Raw genomic sequence first — 18,856 nt, 5'->3', positions numbered from 1 at the left:
GTTACACGCCGCCCAACGCAGATACAAATCAGGGGTCCAGGAGGGTGTTTGCGCAGGTCGGACTACGTGTGGTCACCGCTGAACCCGATCATGTGTGACCGGGGCCACGCGAACTTCTTTTCAGTGCGGCGCGGAGGGCAGCAGGACCAGCACGGACAACCCTCCGCCGGGGATCGCGAACGCCTGCACACGACCCTCGTGAGCTGCGACGGCGGCGCGGACGATGGACAGCCCGAGCCCGGTCCCGGTGCGCGCGGTCCGGTCCGCGCCACCCCGGCGGAACGGCTCGAACAGCTCGTCCACCCGGTCCGGCGGGATCACCTGCCCCGACGACGACACCCGCAGCGACGTCCACTCCGGCCCGCCCTCGGTGCGCACCTCGATCCACCCACCGGGCACGTTGTGCCGCACGGCGTTCTCCAGCAGGTTGCCGGCGATCCGCTCCAGCAACGCCGGGTCGCCCACCGCGGGCGCGGGCGCGGTCACGAACGACGCCCGCACCTGACGGCCCTCCGCCTCCACGCGCACGGCCCGCCACGCGGACTCCACGACGGCGTTCAGGTCGACCGGCTCCCGCACCGCCAGCCCGATGCCGTCCGTGCGCGCGAGCAGCAGCAGCGCGCTCACCAACTGCTCCGCCCGCTCCGTCGCCGACCGCACGACACCCGCCATGCGCCGCAGCTCCGCGTCGTCGGCGTCCGGGTCGCTGAGCGTCACGTCCAGCTCGGTGCGGATCACGGAAAGGGGTGTGCGCAGTTCGTGCGACGCGTTGGCGACGAACCGCCGCTGGGAGTCGAACGCCGCCTGGAGCCGGTCCAGCATCTCGTCGAACGTGTCGGCCAGCTCGGCGACCTCGTCCCGGGGACCGGTCAGGCGCAGCCGCTCACCCAGCGATTCGGCGGACAGCCTGCGTGCCGCCCCGGTCACCTCGTGCACGGGCCGCAGCACGCGCCCGGTGACGGTCCACGCGAGCAGCCCGGCGGCGGCCACCACGCAGAGGAACGCGAGCGTCCCGGACCGGAGCACGTCGTCCCGCGCCTGCCGGCCCAGCGCTTCGGCGAGCACGCCCGCGTCGACGTCGACGCCGTTGACGCGCACCGTGCTGCCCTCCGGGAACCGCGGCGACGACTCGACCACGCGGCCGACCAGCATCCAGCCGAGCAGGAGCAGCAGCGCGCTGACGAACGCCACCAGGCCGGTGGCGAGGAACGTGAGGCGGACCCGCAGCCCCGGTCCGCGCCGCCGGAGGGCGTTCAGCGCGTGCCTTCCTCGCCGACGCCCGCGGTCGGCACGCGGTAGCCGGAGCCGACGACGGTGTCGATGATGCCGGGTTCGCCCAGCTTCTTGCGCAACGTCATGACGGTGACCCGCACGGTCGTGGTGAACGGGTCGGCGTTCTCGTCCCACACCCGTTCCAGCAGTTCCTCGCTGCTGACCACCGAGCCCTTGGCGGCGAGCAGGACCTCCAGCACGCCGAACTCCTTGCGGGTCAGCTCGACCGGCCGGCCCGCGCGCCGCACGGTGCGGCGCGCCGGGTCCAGCTCCACGTCGCGGGCCGCGAGCAGCGGCGGCGTGGCGGGGGTGGCGCGGCGCGCGAGGGCGCGTACCCGGGCCACCAGCTCGGGGAACGCGAAGGGTTTGGCCAGGTAGTCGTCGGCGCCCAGGGACAGCCCGGCGACGCGGTCGTCCACGCCGGCGCTGGCGGTGAGCATCATGACCCTGGTGAGGGCGCCGGAGGCGAGGATCTCCCGGCACAGCTCGTCACCGGTCATCCGCGGCAGGTCGCGGTCCAGCACGACCACGTCGTACCGGGTCACGGTCGACTTCTCGTGGCCGGTCGCGCCGTCGTAGGCGACGTCGACCGCCATGCCCTCGCGCCGCAGGCCACGCGCGATCGCGTCGGCCAGCGGCACCTCGTCCTCGACTACCAGGATCCGCACCACACAAAGGTGCCACACCCGCCTGAGAGGCGGCTTAGCGAGACCCGGCCCGCGACGCGAGGGCTCCGGTCACTTCTCCGCGGTCGCGCCGACCTCGGCGGGTTCGCCCGCGACGACCCACTCGGTGATCCGCCGGGCCACGTCCTGCGCGGTCAGGCCCAGCTCGGCGAGCACCTCGGCACGCTCGCCGTGCTCGTGGAACGCCTGCGGGATGCCCAGGTCGCGCAGCGGCACGTCGACGCCCGCGTCACGCAGCGCGGCGGCCAGCGCCCAGCCGAACCCGCCGTGCCTGCCGTTGTCCTCGACGGTGACCACGAGGCGGTGCCGGCGGGCCAACTCCACCAGGTCGCCGGGCACCGGGAACACCCAGCGCGGGTCGACCGCGGTGACACCGATGCCCTGGTCGGCGAGCCGCTGGGCGGCGGCGACGCCGAGCGCGCCGAACGCGCCCACGGCGACCAGCAGCACGTCCTCGTCACCGGTGCGGCTGAGGACGTCGACGGCGCCCACGCGTTCCAACGCGGGCAGGTCGTCGCCGACGGCCGCCTTCGGGTAGCGGACCACGGACGGCGCGTCGGAGATCGCCACCGCCTCGCGCAGCTCTTCGCGGAGGGTGGCGGCGTCCCGCGGCGCGGCCACGTGGATGCCGGGGACCATGCCGCACACCGACAGGTCCCACATGCCGTGGTGGGACGCGCCGTCGGGGCCGGTGATGCCGGACCGGTCGAGCACGACCGTGACGCCCTGGCGGTGCATGGCGACGTCCATCAGGAGCTGGTCGAACGCCCGGTTGAGGAACGTCGCGTACACCGCGACCACCGGGTGCAGGCCGCCCATGGCCAGGCCCGCGGCGGAGGTCATGGCGTGCTGCTCGGCGATGCCCACGTCGAAGCAGCGCTCCGGGTGCAGGTTCGCGAACTTGTCCAGGCCCGTGGGACCGCGCATGGCGGCGGTGATGGCGACGATGTCGGGCCGCTCGGTGCCGAGGGCGGCGAGTTCGTCGGCGAACACGTGGGTCCAGGTGCGCTTGGCCGGGCCGACGTTCTCCCCGGTGATGGGGTCGATGACGCCGGTGGCGTGCATCTGGTCGGCCTCGTGGTTCTCGGCGGGCGCGAAGCCGTTGCCCTTGCGGGTGACGGTGTGCACGATGACCGGCCCGCCGAACGACTTGGCCCGGCGCAACGCCGACTCCAGGGCGAGCAGGTCGTGGCCGTCGACCGGCCCGATGTACTTCAGGCCGAGGTCTTCGAACATGGCCTGCGGGCTGAGGGCGTCCTTGATGCCGCGCTTGGTCGCGTGCAGGGCCGCGTAGAGGGGCTTGCCGACGATCGGCGCGTTCTGGAGTGCGGTCTTGCCGCGTTCCAGGGCGCGCTCGTAGCCGGGCTGGAGGCGCAGCGACGCCAGGTGGTCGGCGAGGCCGCCGATGGTCGGCGAGTAGGACCGGCCGTTGTCGTTGACCACGATCACCACGGACCGGTCGCGGCCGGCGGCGATGTTGTTCAACGCCTCCCAGCACATGCCGCCGGTGAGCGCGCCGTCGCCGACGACGGCGACCACGTGGCCCCGCTTGCCGGTGAGCTGGAACGCCTTGGCCAGCCCGTCCGCGTAGGACAGGGCGGTGGAGGCGTGGCTGTTCTCCTCCACGTCGTGCTCGCTCTCCGACCGCGACGGGTAGCCGGACAGGCCGCCCTTCTGCCGGAGCGTGTCGAACTCGGCCCGCCGACCGGTGAGGATCTTGTGCACGTAGCTCTGGTGGCCGGTGTCGAACACGACCGGGTCGCGCGGCGAGTCGAACACCCGGTGCACGGCCATGGTCAGCTCGACGACGCCCAGGTTGGGCCCGAGGTGCCCGCCGGTCCGGGACACCTTGTCGACCAGGAACCGCCGGATCTCCTCGGCGAGCCGCTCCAGCTCCTCGTGCTCCAGCCGTTTCAGATCCGCCGGACCGTGCACGGATTCCAGCAGCGTCACCGCTCCACCTCGCCCTGTGGTTGGCTACCCCGATCGTCCGGTCAGTCTACGGACCACGGGCTGAGACGACGCTCAGCGAACGGGGGTCAGCAGGGCGACGCACTCGACGTGGTGCGTCATCGGGAACGCGTCGAACGCCCTGAGCTGCGCCAACTCGTACCCGTGCGTGGCGAACGAGGCGATGTCGCGAGCCAGCGCGGCCGGGTCGCACGCGACGTAGACCACACGGTCCGGGCGGCTGCGGGCGATCGCCTCCACCACGTCCCGGCCCGCGCCCTTGCGCGGCGGGTCGAGCACCACGACGTCGGGTCGCCGGTCGGTGAACCCCGGCGTCGCCAGGACCGCCTCGGTGCGCCCCGCGTGCCACGACACCTGCGGCAGGTCGGCCAGGTTGACGCGGCCGTCCTCGACGGCCCGGCCCGCGGACTCGACCACGGCCACCGAACCGGTCGCGCCGACCTGCTCGGCCAGCACGGCCGCGAACAGGCCGACCCCGCCGTACAGGTCCCAGGCGTGGTCGCCGGGCCGGGCGGCGGCCCACTCGCGGACCACGGCGGCGAGCGCGTCGGCGGCGGCCGGGTGGACCTGCCAGAAGCCGTCGGCCCGCAGGTTCCAGGCGCGGCCGGCGGCGAGTTCGGCGGCGGTGCCGCTGCCGGCGCGGCGGCGGGCCGGTCCGGGCACGGGGCGACCACGCCGCCGCGTGGGCGGCCCGATCTCGGTCACGTGCACCCGCGCGCCCGCGTCCCGCGTGACGACCAGCTCCGCGCCGGGCGGCCAGGACCGGTCGACCACGTCGTCCAGCGCGCCGGGCGCGGCGATCACGCAGTGGTCCACCGGCACGACGTCGTGGCTGCGGTGGGCGCGGAACCCGGCGCGGCCGTCCGGACCCACGACCATCCGCACGCGGGTGCGCCAGTCTTCCGGCCCACCGGGCAGGGCCTCGACGACGACCTCCCGGTCGAGCTTGGCCAGCCGTTGGAGCTGCTCGGCCACCACGGCGGCCTTCAGCTCCCGCTGGGCGGGCCACGAGGCGTGCTGCCAGTCGCAGCCGCCGCACCGGCCGGGTCCCGCGAACGGGCAGGGCGGCGTCACGCGGTCGGGCGATGCCTGGAGCACCTCGACGGCGTCGCCCCGGCAGAACGACCCGCCGGTGTCCTCGGTGATCCGCACCCGGACCCGTTCGCCGGGCAGCGCGTGCCGGACGAAGACCACGCGGCCCTCGTGCCGTGCGACGCAGTGCCCGCCGTGCGCCACCGCGCCGACCTCGACGTCGATGAGCCGCCGCACCCAGGTGGTCGTCACTTGCCGTCCCGCTTCTCGGGGCGGGGTGCGCCCCGCCCGCGCTTGTCCAGGCCGCGCCGGATGGCTCCGGGCGCGACCACGTCCTTGTGGGTCACCTTCGTCGACGACGCCAACTGCCACGGCACGCTGGTGACCATCACCCCGGGCTGGAACAGCAGCCTGCCCTTGAGCCGCAGCGCGCTCTGGTTGTGCAGGAACTGCTCCCACCAGCGGCCCACCACGTACTCCGGGATGAACACCGTGACGACGTCGCGCGGGTTGTCGGTGCGCACCCGCTTCACGTAGTCGAGCACCGGCTTGGTGATCTCCCGGTAGGGGGACTCGATCACCTTCAGCGGCACCTTGAAGTTCTCCTTCTCCCAATCCTGCACCAGGCGGCGGGTGTCGGAGTCGTCGACGTTCACCGTGACGGCTTCCAGCACGTCGGGACGGGTGGCCTTGGCGTAGGCGAGGGCGCGCAGGGTCGGCATGTGCAGCGTCGAGACCAGCACCATGGCGTGGTTGCGGGCGGGCAGCAGCCGCTGCCGCTCCTGCTGGCGCAGCTCCTCGGCGACCCGGTCGTAGTGCCGGCGGATCGCCGTCATCAGGGCGTAGATGGCGGCCATCGCGGCGATCGCGATCCACGCGCCCTTGGTGAACTTGGTGATGAGCACGACGATCAGCACCGAACCGGTCATGAACAGGCCGAACGCGTTGATCGCCTGCGAGCGGCGCATCCGGTTGCGCGCCGCCGGGTCGGTCTCGTCGGCGAGCAGCCGGTTCCAGTGCCGGATCATGCCGAACTGGCTCATCGTGAACGACACGAACACGCCCACGATGTAGAGCTGGATGAGCTTGGTGACCTCGGCGTCGAACGCGATGACCAGCACGACCGCCGCGCCGGACAGGAAGAGGATGCCGTTGCTGAACGCCAGGCGGTCGCCGCGGGTGTGCAGCTGGCGGGGCAGGTAGCGGTCCTGGGCGAGGATCGAGCCGAGCACCGGGAAGCCGTTGAACGCGGTGTTCGCGGCGAGCACCAGGATCAGCGCGGTGACGGTCGTGATGAAGAAGAACCCGGCCGGGAAGCTGTCGAACACGGCGCCCGCGATCTGGGCGACCATGGTCTTCTGCTCGTAACCCGCGGGCGCGTTGACCAGCTGGTGCGCCGGGTCCTCGGCCATCTTCACGCCGGTCATCTGGGCCAGCGCGATCAGGCCCATCAGCATCGTCACCGCGATCAGGCCCATCATCAGCAGCGTGGTGGCCGCGTTCCGGGACTTCGGCTTGCGGAACGCGGGCACGCCGTTGCTGATCGCCTCCACGCCGGTCAGGGCGGCGCAGCCGGACGAGAACGCGCGCAGCACGAGGAACACGAACGCCAGGCCCAGCAGGTGGTCGTCCTCGGCCCGCAGCTCGAAGCCCGCGCTCTCCGCGCGCATGTCGTCGCCCGCGACCAGGCCCCGGAAGAGGCCGTAGCCGATCATCAGCAGGACGCCCGCCATGAACGCGTAGGTCGGGATGGCGAACGCCGAGCCCGACTCGCGGATGCCACGCAGGTTGACGGCGGTCAGCACGACGATCGCCGCCACCGCGAATTCCACCTTGTGGGTGGCGACGAACGGGATGGCCGAGCCGATGTTCGCCGCCGCGGACGAGATGGAGACGGCTACCGTGAGGATGTAGTCGACCAGCAGGGCGCTCGCGACGGTGAGCCCGGCGCGTGGCCCGATGTTGACCGTCGCGACCTCGTAGTCGCCGCCCCCGGACGGGTAGGCCCGCACGTTCTGCCGGTAGCTGGCCACCACGGTCAGCATCACCACGACCACGACCACGCCCACCCACGGGGCCATGGCGTAGGCGCTCAACCCGGCCGCGGACAGGACCAGGAAGATCTCCTCGGGCGCGTACGCGACGGACGACATGGCGTCCGACGCGAACACCGGCAAGGCGATTCTCTTGGGCAGCAGGGTGTGGGCGAGTCGATCGCTCCGGAAGGGTCTGCCGACCAGGAGGCGCTTGGCCGCGGTTGCGAGCTTGGACACGGATGGAAAGCGTAAGGGGTCCGGGTCCCCTCATTGGAGTAATCGTCGGTAGGTTCTCACCAGGCGTCGTTCAGGAGGCTTTCGTGCACGTGGTGATCATGGGCTGCGGCCGGGTGGGCTCGACCCTGGCCAAGGCCCTGGAACGCCTGGACCACCAGGTCGCGGTGATCGACAAGGACGCCCAGTCCTTCCGGCGGTTGGGCTCGGACTTCCACGGTCAGCAGGTGGTCGGCAACGGGTTCGACCAGAAGGTGCTGATCGAGGCGGGCATCGAGCGGGCGGGCGCGTTCGCGGCCGTCTCCAGCGGCGACAACTCCAACATCATCTCGGCGCGGGTGGCGCGTGAGACGTACGGCGTCGAGGCCGTGGTGGCACGCATCTACGACGAGAAGCGGGCCGCCGTGTACGAGCGGTTGGGCATCCCGACCGTGGCGACGGTGCCGTGGACGACCGACCGGTTCCTGCGGATGCTGCTGCCCGAGGGCGCGGCGACGGCGTGGCGGGACCCGTCCGGGACGGTCGCCGTCCTGCCGCTGGACCTGCACGAGGACTGGGTGGGGCACTCGGTCCGCGACTTCCAGGACGCCACGGGTTGCCGGGTGGCGTTCGTGATGCGGTTCGGGACCGGCGTGCTGCCCGATTCGAAGACCCTGTTGCAGGCCGACGACGTGGTGTACGTCGCGGCGCTGTCGGGGACCGTGACCGATGTGGCCGCCGCCGCGGCCCACTCGCCCGAGGAGGCGTGACGTGCGGATCGCCATTGCGGGCGCGGGCCAGGTCGGCCGTTCCATAGCCGCGGAGCTGGTCGCCGACGGGCACCAGGTGATGCTGATCGAGCGGGACCGGGCGCACTTCGAGCCGCACACCGTCGAGCAGGCCGAGTGGGTGCAGGCGGACGCGTGCGAGCTGTCCTCCCTGGAGGACGCCGGGATGCAGCTGTGCGACGTCGTCATCGCCGCGACCGGTGACGACAAGGTCAACCTCGTGGTGTCGCTGCTGGCGAAGACGGAGTTCGCCGTGCGGCGGGTCGTGGCGCGGGTGAACAACCCGACGAACGAGTGGCTGTTCACCGAGTCGTGGGGCGTGGACGTCGCCGTGTCGACGCCGCGCATCCTGTCGGCGTTGGTGGAGGAGGCGGTGACGGTCGGGGACGTCGTCCGGCTGATGACCCTGCGCCAGGGGCAGGCCAACCTGGTCGAGATAACCCTCCCCGAAGACACCCCGCTGGGCGGCTCGCCGGTGAACGCGCTGGCCCTGCCGCGGGATGCCGCGCTGGTGACCATCCTGCGCGGCGGGCGGGTGATCGTGCCGACGCCGGACGACACCTTGGAGGGCGGTGACGAACTGCTGTTCGTCGCGGCAGCCGACGTGGAACGCGAGATCCGTTCCGCGCTGGGGTACTGACCGGGTTGTCGGAGCCCGCCTGACGAAGATGGGCCGGGATCGGCACAGCGGGTGACACCGGACGGGCGGGACCGGAGTCGGACGGGCCGGGGCCAGGCCGGACGGATGGGCCGGACGGATGGGCCGGGGCCGACCGGGCGGCCCGACGAGCGAGGCGAGCTGCGGCCGATGGCCCGATGCCGGCAAGGCGGCCCCGGGACGGGCCGGGCGGCGGGTCGGGGCCGGGCGCGGGTCGGGCGCGGGACGGGGCGGAGCCGGGCGCGGGTCGGGCGGGTGTGTTCGGGTCGGACGGCCAGGCTCGGACAGGGCGGGGCAGACGGGTCGGCGAGCCAGACGGCCCCAGGCGACGCATGGTGTGGCCAGCGGACCGCGGTCGGGCCGGGCCGGATCGGCGGATAGGGCAACCCCGGGCAGGCACAGACAGGCGGCACCGGCGACCCAGCACCGGCGAGCCCGCACCGGCAAGCGCGCGTCGGGCCACCGCGCACTCCGGCTCGCCAGGCACTCCGGCAAAACCAACCCCGCACGGCCGGATAAAGCAACCGAGCCCGGCACAGCAATCAAGCCGAGCAATTCGACCCGAAATCAAGCAGCCGTGCCGGCACCGCCCGACCACCCTGCCAGGCAAGGCCAGCCGTCCCACCAGCCGCCCCTCCCCCGCGCCGACCAGCGAAGCCACGCCATCCCCGCATTCCGCTCCCGCAAATCAAGCCTACGACAAATACATATCCGACTCCATTGCACAATCGGGTGACTATCCATGCCCGACCCACCCGGCGAAACTGGTCCCATGGCGTCATCGGCGATCGCGGCCGCGTGGGAACTGGGGTTGCGCCTGCGGGAGCTGCGGGAGCGGGCCGGCCTGTCGGTGGGCGGGGCGGCCAGGGCGGTGGGGATGCAGCAGCCGAACCTGTCCGCGGTGGAAACCGGCCGGAAGAAGATCACGGCGGTCAACCTCGGCAAGCTGCTCCACCGGTACGAGCTGGGCGAGCAGGAGTCGGCCGAGCTGGGCGCGTTGCGGGAGCGGGCGGAGCGGCGGGACTGGTACCACCAGTACGGCTGGCTGTTCGGCGAGGACTTCATGCGGTACGTCGGCTTCGAGCACGCCGCGGCGACCCTGCGCGTCCACGAGAGCTGCTTCGTGCCCGGCCCGCTGCAAACGGCCGACTACGCGACCGCCGTGCTCACGACCGGCGCGCCGTACAACCGGCTGACCGAGGTCGAACCCCGGCTCGAAGCACGGCTGGCGCGGCAGCGGCGGCTCGGCGGTGAGGACCCGATCGAACTGGTGGTGCTGCTGGACGAGGCGGTGCTGCGTCACCGGATCGGCGGGGCGGTGACGATGCGCGCCCAGCTCACGCACCTCGTCGCCATGTCGGACCGCGTGGAGATCCGCGTCCTGCCGTTCGGCGTCGGCGGCTACCCGGCGCTCGGCGGCTCGTTCCACCTGCTGTCGTTCGCGTCCACGCACCTGCCGGACCTGGTGTACCAGGAGAACCTGACGTCCACGACGCTCCTGGACCGCCGCCGGCAGGTCCACGAGTACGCCGTCGCCTTCGCCGGCTCGGCGGAGCGGGCCCTGAGCCCGGCGGACTCCCGCGAGTTCATCCGGCAGGCCGCGAAGGAGATGGGATGACCTGGCGCAAGAGCAGCCGGAGCAACCAGACGAACGCCTGCGTGGAGGTGCGCCTCACCGCGACGGGAGCACGGGTGCGGGACGCCAAGAACGCCACCGGCCCCGCACTCGCCTTCCCGGCGACCCGCTTCGCGGCGTTCCGGGACGCCCTGAAGAGGTGACGCCTCAGTGCTCCCCGGCGGGTGTCCCGTCGTACCGGGTGCGCAGGCGCTCCTCGGCGGCCTTGTCCGCCGCCTCCGCCTCGGCCTGCTCGGCCTTCAGGCGGCGGTCGGAGCGGCGCACCGCCCAGACGGTCGCGACCAGCGCGACGGCCATCAGCGGGTAGCCCATGGCGAGCTTCGCCGTCGCCAACCACCCCACGGACGCCTCGTCGTACAGCCACCGCTGCACCACGAACCGGGACGCGAACACCAGCGCCCACACCAGGGTGGCGATGTCGTAGTCGCGGACCGACGCGCGGTTCTTCCGCCACGCCGTGCCCTGCCCGTTGAGCATGTTCCAGATGACGCCGGCCAGCGGCCAGCGGACCAGGATGGACAGCACGAAGCCGCCCGCGTACACGAGGCTCTGCCAGATCCCGAACAGGAAGAAGCCCTTGGCGTCCCCGGTCCGGTAGGCGATGAACGCCGCGACGCCCACGCCCATCACCGCCGAGATGGCGGGCTGGATGGAGCCCTTCCGCACCGCCAGCACGATGCCGATGACGACGGCGGACCCCAACGCGCCCCAGATCGCGGGCATCAGCCCCGCGAAGGCGTTCACCAGGACGAAGACGACCACCGGCAGCGACGAGTAGAGCAGTCCGCTGACGCCGCCCATCTGCTCCAGCAGGGTCGGCTGCTTCTCTGATTCGGTTTGTGTCATGAAGCGTTCTGCAACTCGTAGTAGGGGTTGTAGAGCACCTTGCGGCCGTCGCGGACGGCGATCCGACCGCGCGCCTTGATGGTGCGCCCCGGTTCGATGCCCGCGATGCGCCTGCGCCCCAGCCAGACGAGGGTCACGCCCTCGGTGCCGTCGTACAGCTCGGCCTCGAGGGTGGCAGCGGCGTCCCGGGGGCACAACTCGACGCTGCGCAGCCGACCGAGGACCGTCACCTCCTGGCCGGACTTGCAGTCACACGCGCGGACGGCGCCGACCTCCACGGCTTTTCGGGAGAGGTCGTCGGCGTCCAGCTCGCTGACGTCGGTGGTCAGCCGACGCACGAGGCGGCGCCAGTAGCCGCCCCCAGTGTTGGTCATCCCCGACTCCTGGGTGCATCCGTGGGCCTCGACAGCGAAGCCCGTCCGAGTCCAGCGTAACCGGGTACACCCGAACGGGTATCCGACCGGGGGAGGATCTGAACCCATGACTTCGGAGGACTTCCCCGCGACGTTCGTCGGCCTGCCCGGCACCGGTTCCGACGAGGTGTTCGTGCGGTCCGTGTTCGCGGGTCCGTGCGTGGCGGCGGGCCTCGCGCTGGTCGCGCCGGAATCACGGTCGGTGGCCGCGCACTTCGCCGCCCTGGACGCCGCGTGGCGGGGAAAACCGCTGGTCGTGGGTGGTGTGTCGCTGGGCGCGCACATCGCGGCGCGGTGGGCGGTCCGGTACCCGGAGCGGTGCGCGGGCGTGGTGGTCGCGCTGCCCGCGTGGACGGGGCCGGCGGCCGGCGCGCCCGCGGCACTCGCGGCACGGGCGAGCGCCGACTCCGTTGACGGTCAAGGACTCGCCGCCGCGCTCGCCGGGGTCGACGGCTGGGTCGGCGACGAGTTGCGGCGTGCCTGGCCCCGGTACGGCGCGGCGCTGCCGGGCGTGCTGCGCGAGGCCGCCGCGTCCGCCGCGCCCACCGCCGAGGAACTGCGCGGCCTGGCCGTGCCGGTGGGCATCGCGGCGTGCGTGGACGACCCCGTGCACCCGCTGGAGGTGGCCGAGGCGTGGCACGCCGCCCTGCCGCGGGCGGCGCTGCGCACGACGACGCTGGTCGCGGTGGGCGCGGACCGGGCGGCCCTGGGCCGGGCCGCCCTGGACGCCTACCGCGCCGCGGCCGGTGGCTAGCCCTGCTGCTGCTGGGTCTGGATGTGGCGGGCGATGGCCTCCGGCAGCTCGATCGGCAGCGGCGTGCGGACGGGCATCGGCTGCACGCCCCGGACCACCACGGTGTGCCGCATCAGCTCGTACAGCGCCTCGACGGCCTGCGCCGACTGCTGCTCCGACGGCGCCGCCGCCACGCCGCGCAGCATCCACCGCGGGCCGTCGACGCCGACGAACCGCAGGTGCACCTCGTTGTTGCGGGCGGTGATCTCCTCGCCCCAGTCGCCGTTCTCCCGGTTGATCCGGAAGCCGTCGCCCTTGAGCTGCGTGATCAGCTCCGCGCCCACGTCCGGCCACAGCCGGTCCGACTTCGGGGCGGCGAAGGCGCTGACCGTGAGCTGGCCGACCGGCGTCAGCAGGTGCACGGCGCGCACCGCGCCCGCCGGGTCCATCTCGACCTGGAGCTGGGCGCCGTCGGGCACCGGCAGCCGGATCGAGCCGAGGTCGAGGCGGGTCAGGCCGTCGTCGGGTGCCTGCGCCTCGTCGTAGGGGCCGTCCTCCGGGACGTCGTCGACGAAGTCGCCCTCGGGTTGCGCCGTCCCCCGGTTCGCGGAGTGCCTACCGCGCTTGCGGCGCCGTCCGAACATCGCCTCTTACCCTTCTGTCCGGGCGAGCACGTCGTGCCCGCCTGTAGAGCCGTAGCCGCCCGTGCCCCGATCCGAGGCGGGCAGGTGTTCGACCTCGCGGAACACCGCGTGTTCCACCTTCTGCACCACGAGCTGGGCGATCCGGTCACCTCGGCGGAGGGTGATCGGCTCGCGCGGGTCGTGGTTGATCAGACATACCTTGATCTCGCCGCGAAAGCCGGCGTCGATCGTCCCCGGCGCGTTGACCACGCTCAGGCCGACCCGGGCCGCGAGCCCGCTGCGGGGGTGCACGAAGGCCGCGTAGCCGACGGGCAGCGCGATCGCCACGCCCGTGCCGACGACCTCGCGCGCACCCGGCTCGATCACCACGTCCCGCGTGGTGACGAGGTCGGCGCCCGCGTCGCCCGGTCTGGCGTACGACGGCAGCGGCACGGACGGGTCGACCCGGGACAGCAGGACCTCGACGCTGGGCACGGCGCGCGAGACTACCCTGGTGGCGTGAGCGATAGCGCCGTGCCCGCCCCGACCTCCAGTTCCGCGCGCGTCCCGGAGGTGCGCTTCCGGGAGCGCCTGTACGTGCCGTGGTGGGGCTGGCCGCTGCCGCTGGCCGCCGCGGCGCTGCTGTCCGCCGAGATCCACATGGGGTTCCCGGGCGTGCGCTCATGGCTGCCGTACGTGCTCATGGTGCCGCTGGCCGTGCTGCTGCTGTGGCGGATGGGCTCGACGAAGGTCGAGGTGTCCGACGGGGAGCTGAAGGTCGGCCAGGCACACGTGCCTATCACCCTCTTGGGCGACATCGAGGTGTTCGACGCGAAGTCGAAGCGGAAGGCGATGGGGCCGCACCTGGACCCGCGCGCGTTCGTCACGCACCGGGGCTGGGTCGGGCCGATGGTGCGGGTCGCGCTGGAGGACCCGGCCGACCCCACGCCGTACTGGCAGTTCAGCGTCCGGTCGCCGGAGGAGCTGGTCGCCGCGCTGGAGGCCGCGAAGGGCTGAGTCCGCAGGGGTGGGTACAGGTCGACGCGGGCGAAAACCGAGCATCACTCGCACCGCGCGGTCAAACGCGTCTGGGCGCCACCCCGGCGGTTGGGGTGAGCGCCCAGGAACGGGTCTTGCCGGTCGAGCGTGGTCCTGCCGGTGGAGCGCGGTCTTGCTGGTGGAGCGGGGTCGTCGGTCGGCAGTGATCCGTCCGCGCTGGTCAGGCGCAGTCGCGGCAGATGTACTGGCCGTTCACTTCCTCGGCGAGGCGGCTGCGGTGGTGCACCAGGAAGCACTTCGAGCACGTGAACTCGTCGGCTTGCTTGGGCAGCACCTTGAACGTGAGTTCTTCACCGGACAGGTCGGCGCCCGGCAGCTCGAAGTTCTCGGCCGACGCGTCCTCGTCGATGTCGACGACCCCGGACTGCGTTTCGTTGCGCCGCGCCTTCAGCTCCTCAAGGGAGTCCTCAGCGAGTTCGTCCGCCTCGCTGCGACGCGGCGCGTCGTAGTCGGTCGCCATTTCTTTTCACCCCTGCGGTCAACGGAGACTGTTCGTGTCGCTGGTTAACGCACCAGCGCCCCTGTTTGTGCCCTCCGTCCCCAGTGACGGAGGTCTCGCCCGCGCGGCCGGGCGCCAACCCCCTGTACGTCGACGCATCAGGTGTCCGGGAGCGCGCGGAGCGCCGAGAGGGTAGCTCATTGATCGGGGTGGTGTGCACCGGGTTCCCCCTAATTGAGCAGACGGGTGACAGGCCCTTCGCACGCTGGCCCGATAGGCTGTCGGTGGGCACGCCCACGCGGCGCGACCGGGGGGAGATCCGTCCGCAGCGCGCCCACTGTCCGCTACCGGGTGATTGCGGTCGGCCACGGCCGGCCCCGGGACGCGGAATCACGGGCAGCGGCATAGCCTGATCACACAACAGCACTACGCCAGGGGAGGTCGGCGGACGTGGGACCCGGTCCGGGGAGCAGCGGGTCGTCGCGGTACCGGAAGCGGCGGCCGTTGCCGGCGCTCGTGCTGTTCCTGGTGCTCGCCGTCACGGCGGTCGTGGTGTGGAACCGCGTGCTGGCCGACGCCGACGACGTGGACGCCGCCATCCGGTGCAACACTCCGGGCGGCGCGACGTCGTCCGCCGCGGGCGGCCAGCCGGCCCCGGCACTGGGCACGGTGCTGGCGCACGACGCGCTGGACCGCACCGACCCGGTGCCCGCGAACGAGGTGCACTACCGCGTGTTCAACGCCAGCACGCAGCGCAACCAGGCGAAGTTCGTCTCGACCACGCTCGCCGAACTGGGGTTGAAGCAGGCCGCCGAGCCCGGCAACGACCCGGTGTACCCGGCGCAGGACATGACCTGCCGCGGCCAGATCCGGTTCGGCGCGCCCGGCGCGGGCGCGGCCCGCACGCTGAGCATCATCGAGCCGTGCCTGGAACTCGTGCGCGACGAGCGGCAGGACGCCACCGTGGACGTCGCGGTCGGCAAGAAGTTCACCGAGGTCAAGCCGAACCACGACGCCCGCAAGGTGCTCGACCAGCTCACCTCGTGGGTGGAGCAGCACCCGGAGCAGCCGGGCGGCCAGGTCGCCGAGCGCGGCAGCCCGTCGGTGAACGCGGACAACCTGCACGCCGCCCGCGACGTGCACTGCTGACACCCGGCCCTACCGGCACACGGGTGAAAGCCGGCGTGCAGGTCCACCCGAACCGACGTCCCCCGACCGGGTGAGGATCACACCTCGCCGAAGCCGGCCTCCACCAGCGCGGCGACCAGGTCGTCCGCGATGCCCGGCGCGGCGGCGAACGTGGCGTCCGCGCCGAGTTCCGGCGCCTCGCCCGGCAGGAGCACCACGGCGCCCGCCTCCCGGGCCAGCAGCGCGCCACCCGCCCAGTCCCACCGCCCGAGGCCGTGCTCGGCGTAGGCGTCGAGCTGACCCGCCGCCACGGCGCACAGGTCCAGCGACGCCGCGCCCGTCCGCCGGATGTCGCGGACCCGCGCCGCGAGGCCCGCCCACGCCCGCGCCTGCCGCTGCCTGCGCTCCGCCCGGTAGGCGAAGCCGTACCCGAGCAGCGCCACGTCGAGCCGCGACGCCTCCGACACCGCCAGCCGGCGGCCGTCCAGCCACGCGCCGCCGCCCGCCGCGGCCGTCCACACCCGGCCGCTCGCGGGCTCCAGCACCGCCGCCGCGACGGAGACGCCGTCGACCTGCGCGGCGATCGACACGGCGTAGTGCGGGATGCCGTACAGGTAGTTGACGGTGCCGTCGATCGGGTCCACCACCCAGGTCAGGCCCTCGACGACCGCGCCGCCCTCCTCCTCGCCCAGCACCGGCTCGCCCGGCCGCAGCCGCGCCAGGCGGTCGCGCACCAGCCGCTCGGACGCCCGGTCGGCCGCCGTCACCACGTCGGTGATCGTGCTCTTGGTGTCCACCGACGAGACGGCCGTGGACCGCGTGCCGCGCACCAGGTCGGCCGCCTCCCGCCCCACTTGGACGGCGACTTCGACCAGTGCTGCCGGATCGGAGCGCAACGGTTCCTCCTGCGTCACTCGCACGGGACTATCAGCGGGACGCAGGCTAGTGTCTTCGGCCACGGTTGCTGAATCGAGTAGGAAGGACCACGGGGATGGGCATGACCCGCGGGTTCGGCGTGGACATCGGCGGCTCGGGCATCAAGGGCGGCCTCGTGGACCTGGAAGCGGGTGCGCTGGACGGTGAGCGCCTGCGGATCGCCACGCCGCAGCCGTCGACGCCGGAAGCGGTCGCCGACGTGGTCGCCGAGATCGTCGAGAAGTTCGGCTGGGACGGCCCGCTGGGCGTCACGCTGCCGTGCGTGGTCAAGCGCGGTGTCGCGCACACCGCCGCCAACGTGCACAAGTCGTGGATCGGCACGGACGCCGCCGGGCTGTTCGCACGTCGCCTCGGCCGGCCCACCGAGGACGTCGTGGTGCTCAACGACGCGGACGCGGCGGGCATCGCCGAGATGCGGTTCGGCTCCGGCCGGGACCGGGACGGCCTGGTGGTGCTGCTGACGTTCGGCACCGGCATCGGCAGCGCCGTGTTCCTGGACGGCAGGCTCGTGCCCAACACCGAGTTCGGCCACCTGGAGGTGGACGGTCACGACGCGGAGTCCCGCGCCGCCGCCTCCGTGAAGGAGGACAAGGGCCTGAGCTGGGCCGAGTGGGCGCCACGCGTGTCGCGCTACCTCGGCGTGCTGGAGGACCTGGTGTGGCCGGACCTGATCATCGCGGGCGGCGGGGTCAGCAAGAAGGCGGAGAAGTGGCTGCCGCTGCTGGAGGTGCGGACCGAGGTCGTGGCGGCGGCGCTGAAGAACGACGCGGGCATCGTGGGCGCGGCGGTGGCCGCGGCGCACGGTCCGCGGCCCTGACTTTCGCGGGCTCCCTAGCTGCGAGAACGCGTGCCGGCGCGGTTTTCATGCGGGTGATGCGCATCGGCACGCGATTCACGTCGTTACAATGGAACGGTGCCCCGCTGACGAACGATCCGGCGGGCTCTCCCCCGTACTCCGGCGACCGAGGTTCGCGCCCTTCGGTTTGCCTTGATCGACAGTCGCGAAAGGGCGTACGTGGCAGCCGCGAAGACGACTCAGGCAGCTAAGGCTGACGCCGAGGAGACGCCCAAGGCCACCTCGGCGAGGAAGGCCCCGGCCAAGAAGCCGGCGGCGAAGACCGCCGCGGCGGGCAAGACGGCCACGCGGGCGCCGCGCAAGACGGCGGCCAAGGCCGGTGCCGCACCGGCGAAGGCCAAGAAGGCGACCGAGGGCGACGAGCCGGACGACATCGAGGGCGTGCCCGGCGAAGAGGACCTGGTCGACGACGTCGAACTGATCGACGAGCCCGTCGAGGACGAGCCCGCCGAGGAGGAGGCCAAGCCCGGCGAGGGCGACTTCGTCTGGGACGAGGAGGAGTCCGAGGCCCTGCGGCAGGCCCGCAAGGACGCGGAACTCACCGCCTCCGCCGACTCGGTCCGCGCCTACCTCAAGCAGATCGGCAAGGTCGCCCTGCTCAACGCGGAGGAGGAGGTCGAACTCGCCAAGCGCATCGAGGCCGGCCTCTACGCCGCCGAGCGGGTGCGCCGCGCCGAGGAGGAGAGCGAGAAGCTCACCCCGCAGCTGCGCCGCGACCTGCGCTGGATCGTCCGCGACGGCGAGCGCGCCAAGAACCACCTGCTGGAGGCCAACCTCCGCCTGGTGGTGTCGCTGGCCAAGCGCTACACCGGCCGCGGCATGGCGTTCCTGGACCTGATCCAGGAGGGCAACCTCGGTCTGATCCGCGCGGTCGAGAAGTTCGACTACACCAAGGGCTACAAGTTCTCGACCTACGCCACGTGGTGGATCCGCCAGGCCATCACCCGCGCGATGGCCGACCAGGCCCGCACCATCCGCATCCCGGTGCACATGGTCGAGGTCATCAACAAGCTCGGCCGCATCCAGCGCGAGCTGCTCCAGGACCTGGGCCGCGAGCCCACGCCGGAGGAGCTGGCGAAGGAAATGGACATCACGCCGGAGAAGGTGCTGGAGATCCAGCAGTACGCGCGTGAGCCCATCTCGCTGGACCAGACCATCGGTGACGAGGGCGACAGCCAGCTCGGCGACTTCATCGAGGACTCCGAGGCCGTGGTGGCGGTGGACGCGGTGTCGTTCACCCTCCTCCAGGACCAGTTGCAGTCGGTGCTGGCGACGTTGTCCGAGCGCGAGGCGGGCGTCGTCCGGCTGCGCTTCGGCCTGACCGACGGCCAGCCGCGGACGTTGGACGAGATCGGCCAGGTCTACGGGGTGACGCGTGAGCGCATCCGGCAGATCGAGTCGAAGACCATGTCCAAGCTGCGCCACCCGTCGCGGTCCCAGGTGTTGCGCGACTACCTGGACTAGACGCGGACCACCGGAGCGCCGGCACCCCCTCGGGGTCGCCGGCGCTCCGCTTTTGCCCGCCCGGACA

General features: G+C 72.5%; 20 protein-coding genes. 9 read left to right on the top strand and 11 right to left on the bottom strand.

The window, feature by feature from the left end:
* Positions 1 to 120 precede the first annotated feature (120 nt).
* From KZQ38_RS35600 to KZQ38_RS35580, 5 genes are all read right to left on the bottom strand, one after another.
* Positions 121 to 1,191, bottom strand: coding sequence for a sensor histidine kinase (locus tag KZQ38_RS35600; protein ID WP_308258746.1), 1,071 nt, complete (start codon positions 1,189 to 1,191; stop codon positions 121 to 123).
* A gap of 62 nt (positions 1,192 to 1,253) precedes the next feature.
* Positions 1,254 to 1,940 carry a response regulator transcription factor gene (locus KZQ38_RS35595; protein ID WP_219448438.1) on the bottom strand — a complete coding sequence of 229 codons (687 nt, stop codon included), beginning with the start codon at positions 1,938 to 1,940 and terminating at the stop codon, positions 1,254 to 1,256.
* Positions 1,941 to 2,009: 69 nt separating this feature from the next.
* On the bottom strand, positions 2,010 to 3,911 hold the full coding sequence (gene dxs, locus KZQ38_RS35590) for a 1-deoxy-D-xylulose-5-phosphate synthase (RefSeq protein WP_219448437.1): 1,902 nt from the start codon (positions 3,909 to 3,911) through the stop codon (positions 2,010 to 2,012).
* 72 nt (positions 3,912 to 3,983) lie between these two features.
* The gene (locus tag KZQ38_RS35585) at positions 3,984 to 5,213 is read right to left on the bottom strand and encodes a class I SAM-dependent RNA methyltransferase (protein ID WP_219448436.1); all 1,230 of its coding nucleotides are present in this window, start codon (positions 5,211 to 5,213) and stop codon (positions 3,984 to 3,986) included.
* The gene (locus KZQ38_RS35580) at positions 5,210 to 7,234 is read right to left on the bottom strand and encodes an APC family permease (RefSeq protein ID WP_219448435.1); all 2,025 of its coding nucleotides are present in this window, start codon (positions 7,232 to 7,234) and stop codon (positions 5,210 to 5,212) included. Before KZQ38_RS35580 ends, KZQ38_RS35585 begins: the two co-directional genes overlap by 4 nt.
* Positions 7,235 to 7,317: 83 nt before the next feature.
* Between KZQ38_RS35580 and KZQ38_RS35575 the strand changes: the two genes are divergently transcribed.
* From KZQ38_RS35575 to KZQ38_RS35560, 4 genes are all read left to right on the top strand, one after another.
* Positions 7,318 to 7,980: a potassium channel family protein gene (locus KZQ38_RS35575; RefSeq protein WP_219448434.1), complete on the top strand. Its 663-nt coding sequence runs from the start codon at positions 7,318 to 7,320 to the stop codon at positions 7,978 to 7,980.
* Position 7,981: 1 nt separating this feature from the next.
* Positions 7,982 to 8,638, top strand: coding sequence for a potassium channel family protein (locus KZQ38_RS35570; protein WP_219448433.1), 657 nt, complete (start codon positions 7,982 to 7,984; stop codon positions 8,636 to 8,638).
* Between the two features lie 790 nt (positions 8,639 to 9,428).
* Positions 9,429 to 10,274 (top strand): helix-turn-helix domain-containing protein, encoded by an 846-nt coding sequence (locus KZQ38_RS35565; RefSeq protein ID WP_219448432.1) that lies wholly within the window; start codon positions 9,429 to 9,431, stop codon positions 10,272 to 10,274.
* Positions 10,271 to 10,435: a DUF397 domain-containing protein gene (locus tag KZQ38_RS35560; protein ID WP_219448431.1), complete on the top strand. Its 165-nt coding sequence runs from the start codon at positions 10,271 to 10,273 to the stop codon at positions 10,433 to 10,435. Before KZQ38_RS35565 ends, KZQ38_RS35560 begins: the two co-directional genes overlap by 4 nt.
* A gap of 4 nt (positions 10,436 to 10,439) precedes the next feature.
* On the opposite strand, the gene KZQ38_RS35555 is transcribed toward KZQ38_RS35560, so the two are convergent.
* Together KZQ38_RS35555 and KZQ38_RS35550 are read right to left on the bottom strand one after the other, a co-directional pair.
* The gene (locus tag KZQ38_RS35555; protein WP_219448430.1) at positions 10,440 to 11,138 is read right to left on the bottom strand and encodes a DUF3159 domain-containing protein; all 699 of its coding nucleotides are present in this window, start codon (positions 11,136 to 11,138) and stop codon (positions 10,440 to 10,442) included.
* Positions 11,135 to 11,512: an OB-fold nucleic acid binding domain-containing protein gene (locus tag KZQ38_RS35550; RefSeq protein WP_219448429.1), complete on the bottom strand. Its 378-nt coding sequence runs from the start codon at positions 11,510 to 11,512 to the stop codon at positions 11,135 to 11,137. Before KZQ38_RS35550 ends, KZQ38_RS35555 begins: the two co-directional genes overlap by 4 nt.
* 106 nt (positions 11,513 to 11,618) lie before the next feature.
* Here KZQ38_RS35550 and KZQ38_RS35545 point away from each other — a divergent pair, with 106 nt between their 5' ends.
* Positions 11,619 to 12,305: an alpha/beta fold hydrolase gene (locus tag KZQ38_RS35545; RefSeq protein WP_219448428.1), complete on the top strand. Its 687-nt coding sequence runs from the start codon at positions 11,619 to 11,621 to the stop codon at positions 12,303 to 12,305.
* Here KZQ38_RS35545 and KZQ38_RS35540 read toward each other — a convergent pair.
* A complete protein-coding gene (locus KZQ38_RS35540; protein WP_219448427.1) occupies positions 12,302 to 12,928 on the bottom strand; it encodes a DUF3710 domain-containing protein in 627 nt (208 codons plus the stop codon). The two genes, KZQ38_RS35545 and KZQ38_RS35540, sit on opposite strands and share 4 nt — an antisense overlap.
* A gap of 6 nt (positions 12,929 to 12,934) precedes the next feature.
* The gene (dut, locus tag KZQ38_RS35535) at positions 12,935 to 13,402 is read right to left on the bottom strand and encodes a dUTP diphosphatase (RefSeq protein ID WP_219448426.1); all 468 of its coding nucleotides are present in this window, start codon (positions 13,400 to 13,402) and stop codon (positions 12,935 to 12,937) included.
* A gap of 24 nt (positions 13,403 to 13,426) precedes the next feature.
* Between dut and KZQ38_RS35530 the strand changes: the two genes are divergently transcribed.
* Positions 13,427 to 13,924, top strand: coding sequence for a DUF3093 domain-containing protein (locus KZQ38_RS35530; protein ID WP_308258745.1), 498 nt, complete (start codon positions 13,427 to 13,429; stop codon positions 13,922 to 13,924).
* Positions 13,925 to 14,126: 202 nt separating this feature from the next.
* On the opposite strand, the gene KZQ38_RS35525 is transcribed toward KZQ38_RS35530, so the two are convergent.
* The gene (locus tag KZQ38_RS35525; RefSeq protein ID WP_121003693.1) at positions 14,127 to 14,426 is read right to left on the bottom strand and encodes a DUF4193 domain-containing protein; all 300 of its coding nucleotides are present in this window, start codon (positions 14,424 to 14,426) and stop codon (positions 14,127 to 14,129) included.
* A 429-nt stretch (positions 14,427 to 14,855) separates the two neighbouring features.
* Here KZQ38_RS35525 and cei point away from each other — a divergent pair, with 429 nt between their 5' ends.
* On the top strand, positions 14,856 to 15,554 hold the full coding sequence (cei, locus tag KZQ38_RS35520; RefSeq protein ID WP_219448425.1) for an envelope integrity protein Cei: 699 nt from the start codon (positions 14,856 to 14,858) through the stop codon (positions 15,552 to 15,554).
* Between the two features lie 77 nt (positions 15,555 to 15,631).
* Here the strand turns inward: cei and KZQ38_RS35515 are convergent, their stop codons facing one another.
* On the bottom strand, positions 15,632 to 16,429 hold the full coding sequence (locus KZQ38_RS35515) for an inositol monophosphatase family protein (protein WP_257902982.1): 798 nt from the start codon (positions 16,427 to 16,429) through the stop codon (positions 15,632 to 15,634).
* 95 nt (positions 16,430 to 16,524) lie between these two features.
* On the opposite strand from KZQ38_RS35515, the gene ppgK reads away from it, so the two are divergent.
* Entirely contained in the window at positions 16,525 to 17,286 is a 762-nt protein-coding gene (gene ppgK / locus KZQ38_RS35510) for a polyphosphate--glucose phosphotransferase (RefSeq protein WP_308258744.1), read from the top strand.
* Between the two features lie 198 nt (positions 17,287 to 17,484).
* Positions 17,485 to 18,789, top strand: a complete 1,305-nt coding sequence (locus KZQ38_RS35505) for an RNA polymerase sigma factor (protein WP_308258743.1) — start codon at positions 17,485 to 17,487, stop codon at positions 18,787 to 18,789.
* The last annotated feature ends 67 nt before the right edge of the window (positions 18,790 to 18,856 follow it).

The organism is Saccharothrix obliqua (assembly GCF_019375475.1).
Classification (GTDB): domain Bacteria; phylum Actinomycetota; class Actinomycetes; order Mycobacteriales; family Pseudonocardiaceae; genus Actinosynnema; species Actinosynnema obliqua.
This window is presented reverse-complemented; position numbering and strand designations above follow the sequence as displayed.

What these genes read in the sequence shown, in the direction of transcription:
- KZQ38_RS35545 (WP_219448428.1), top strand. Translation starts at nt 11,619, where the DNA reads ATGACTTCGGAGGACTTCCCCGCGACGTTCGTCGGCCTGCCCGGCACC.
- KZQ38_RS35525 (WP_121003693.1), bottom strand. Translation starts at nt 14,426, where the DNA reads ATGGCGACCGACTACGACGCGCCGCGTCGCAGCGAGGCGGACGAACTC.
- KZQ38_RS35565 (WP_219448432.1), top strand. Translation starts at nt 9,429, where the DNA reads ATGGCGTCATCGGCGATCGCGGCCGCGTGGGAACTGGGGTTGCGCCTG.
- ppgK (WP_308258744.1), top strand. Translation starts at nt 16,525, where the DNA reads ATGGGCATGACCCGCGGGTTCGGCGTGGACATCGGCGGCTCGGGCATC.
- KZQ38_RS35550 (WP_219448429.1), bottom strand. Translation starts at nt 11,512, where the DNA reads ATGACCAACACTGGGGGCGGCTACTGGCGCCGCCTCGTGCGTCGGCTG.
- KZQ38_RS35555 (WP_219448430.1), bottom strand. Translation starts at nt 11,138, where the DNA reads ATGACACAAACCGAATCAGAGAAGCAGCCGACCCTGCTGGAGCAGATG.
- KZQ38_RS35560 (WP_219448431.1), top strand. Translation starts at nt 10,271, where the DNA reads ATGACCTGGCGCAAGAGCAGCCGGAGCAACCAGACGAACGCCTGCGTG.
- KZQ38_RS35540 (WP_219448427.1), bottom strand. Translation starts at nt 12,928, where the DNA reads ATGTTCGGACGGCGCCGCAAGCGCGGTAGGCACTCCGCGAACCGGGGG.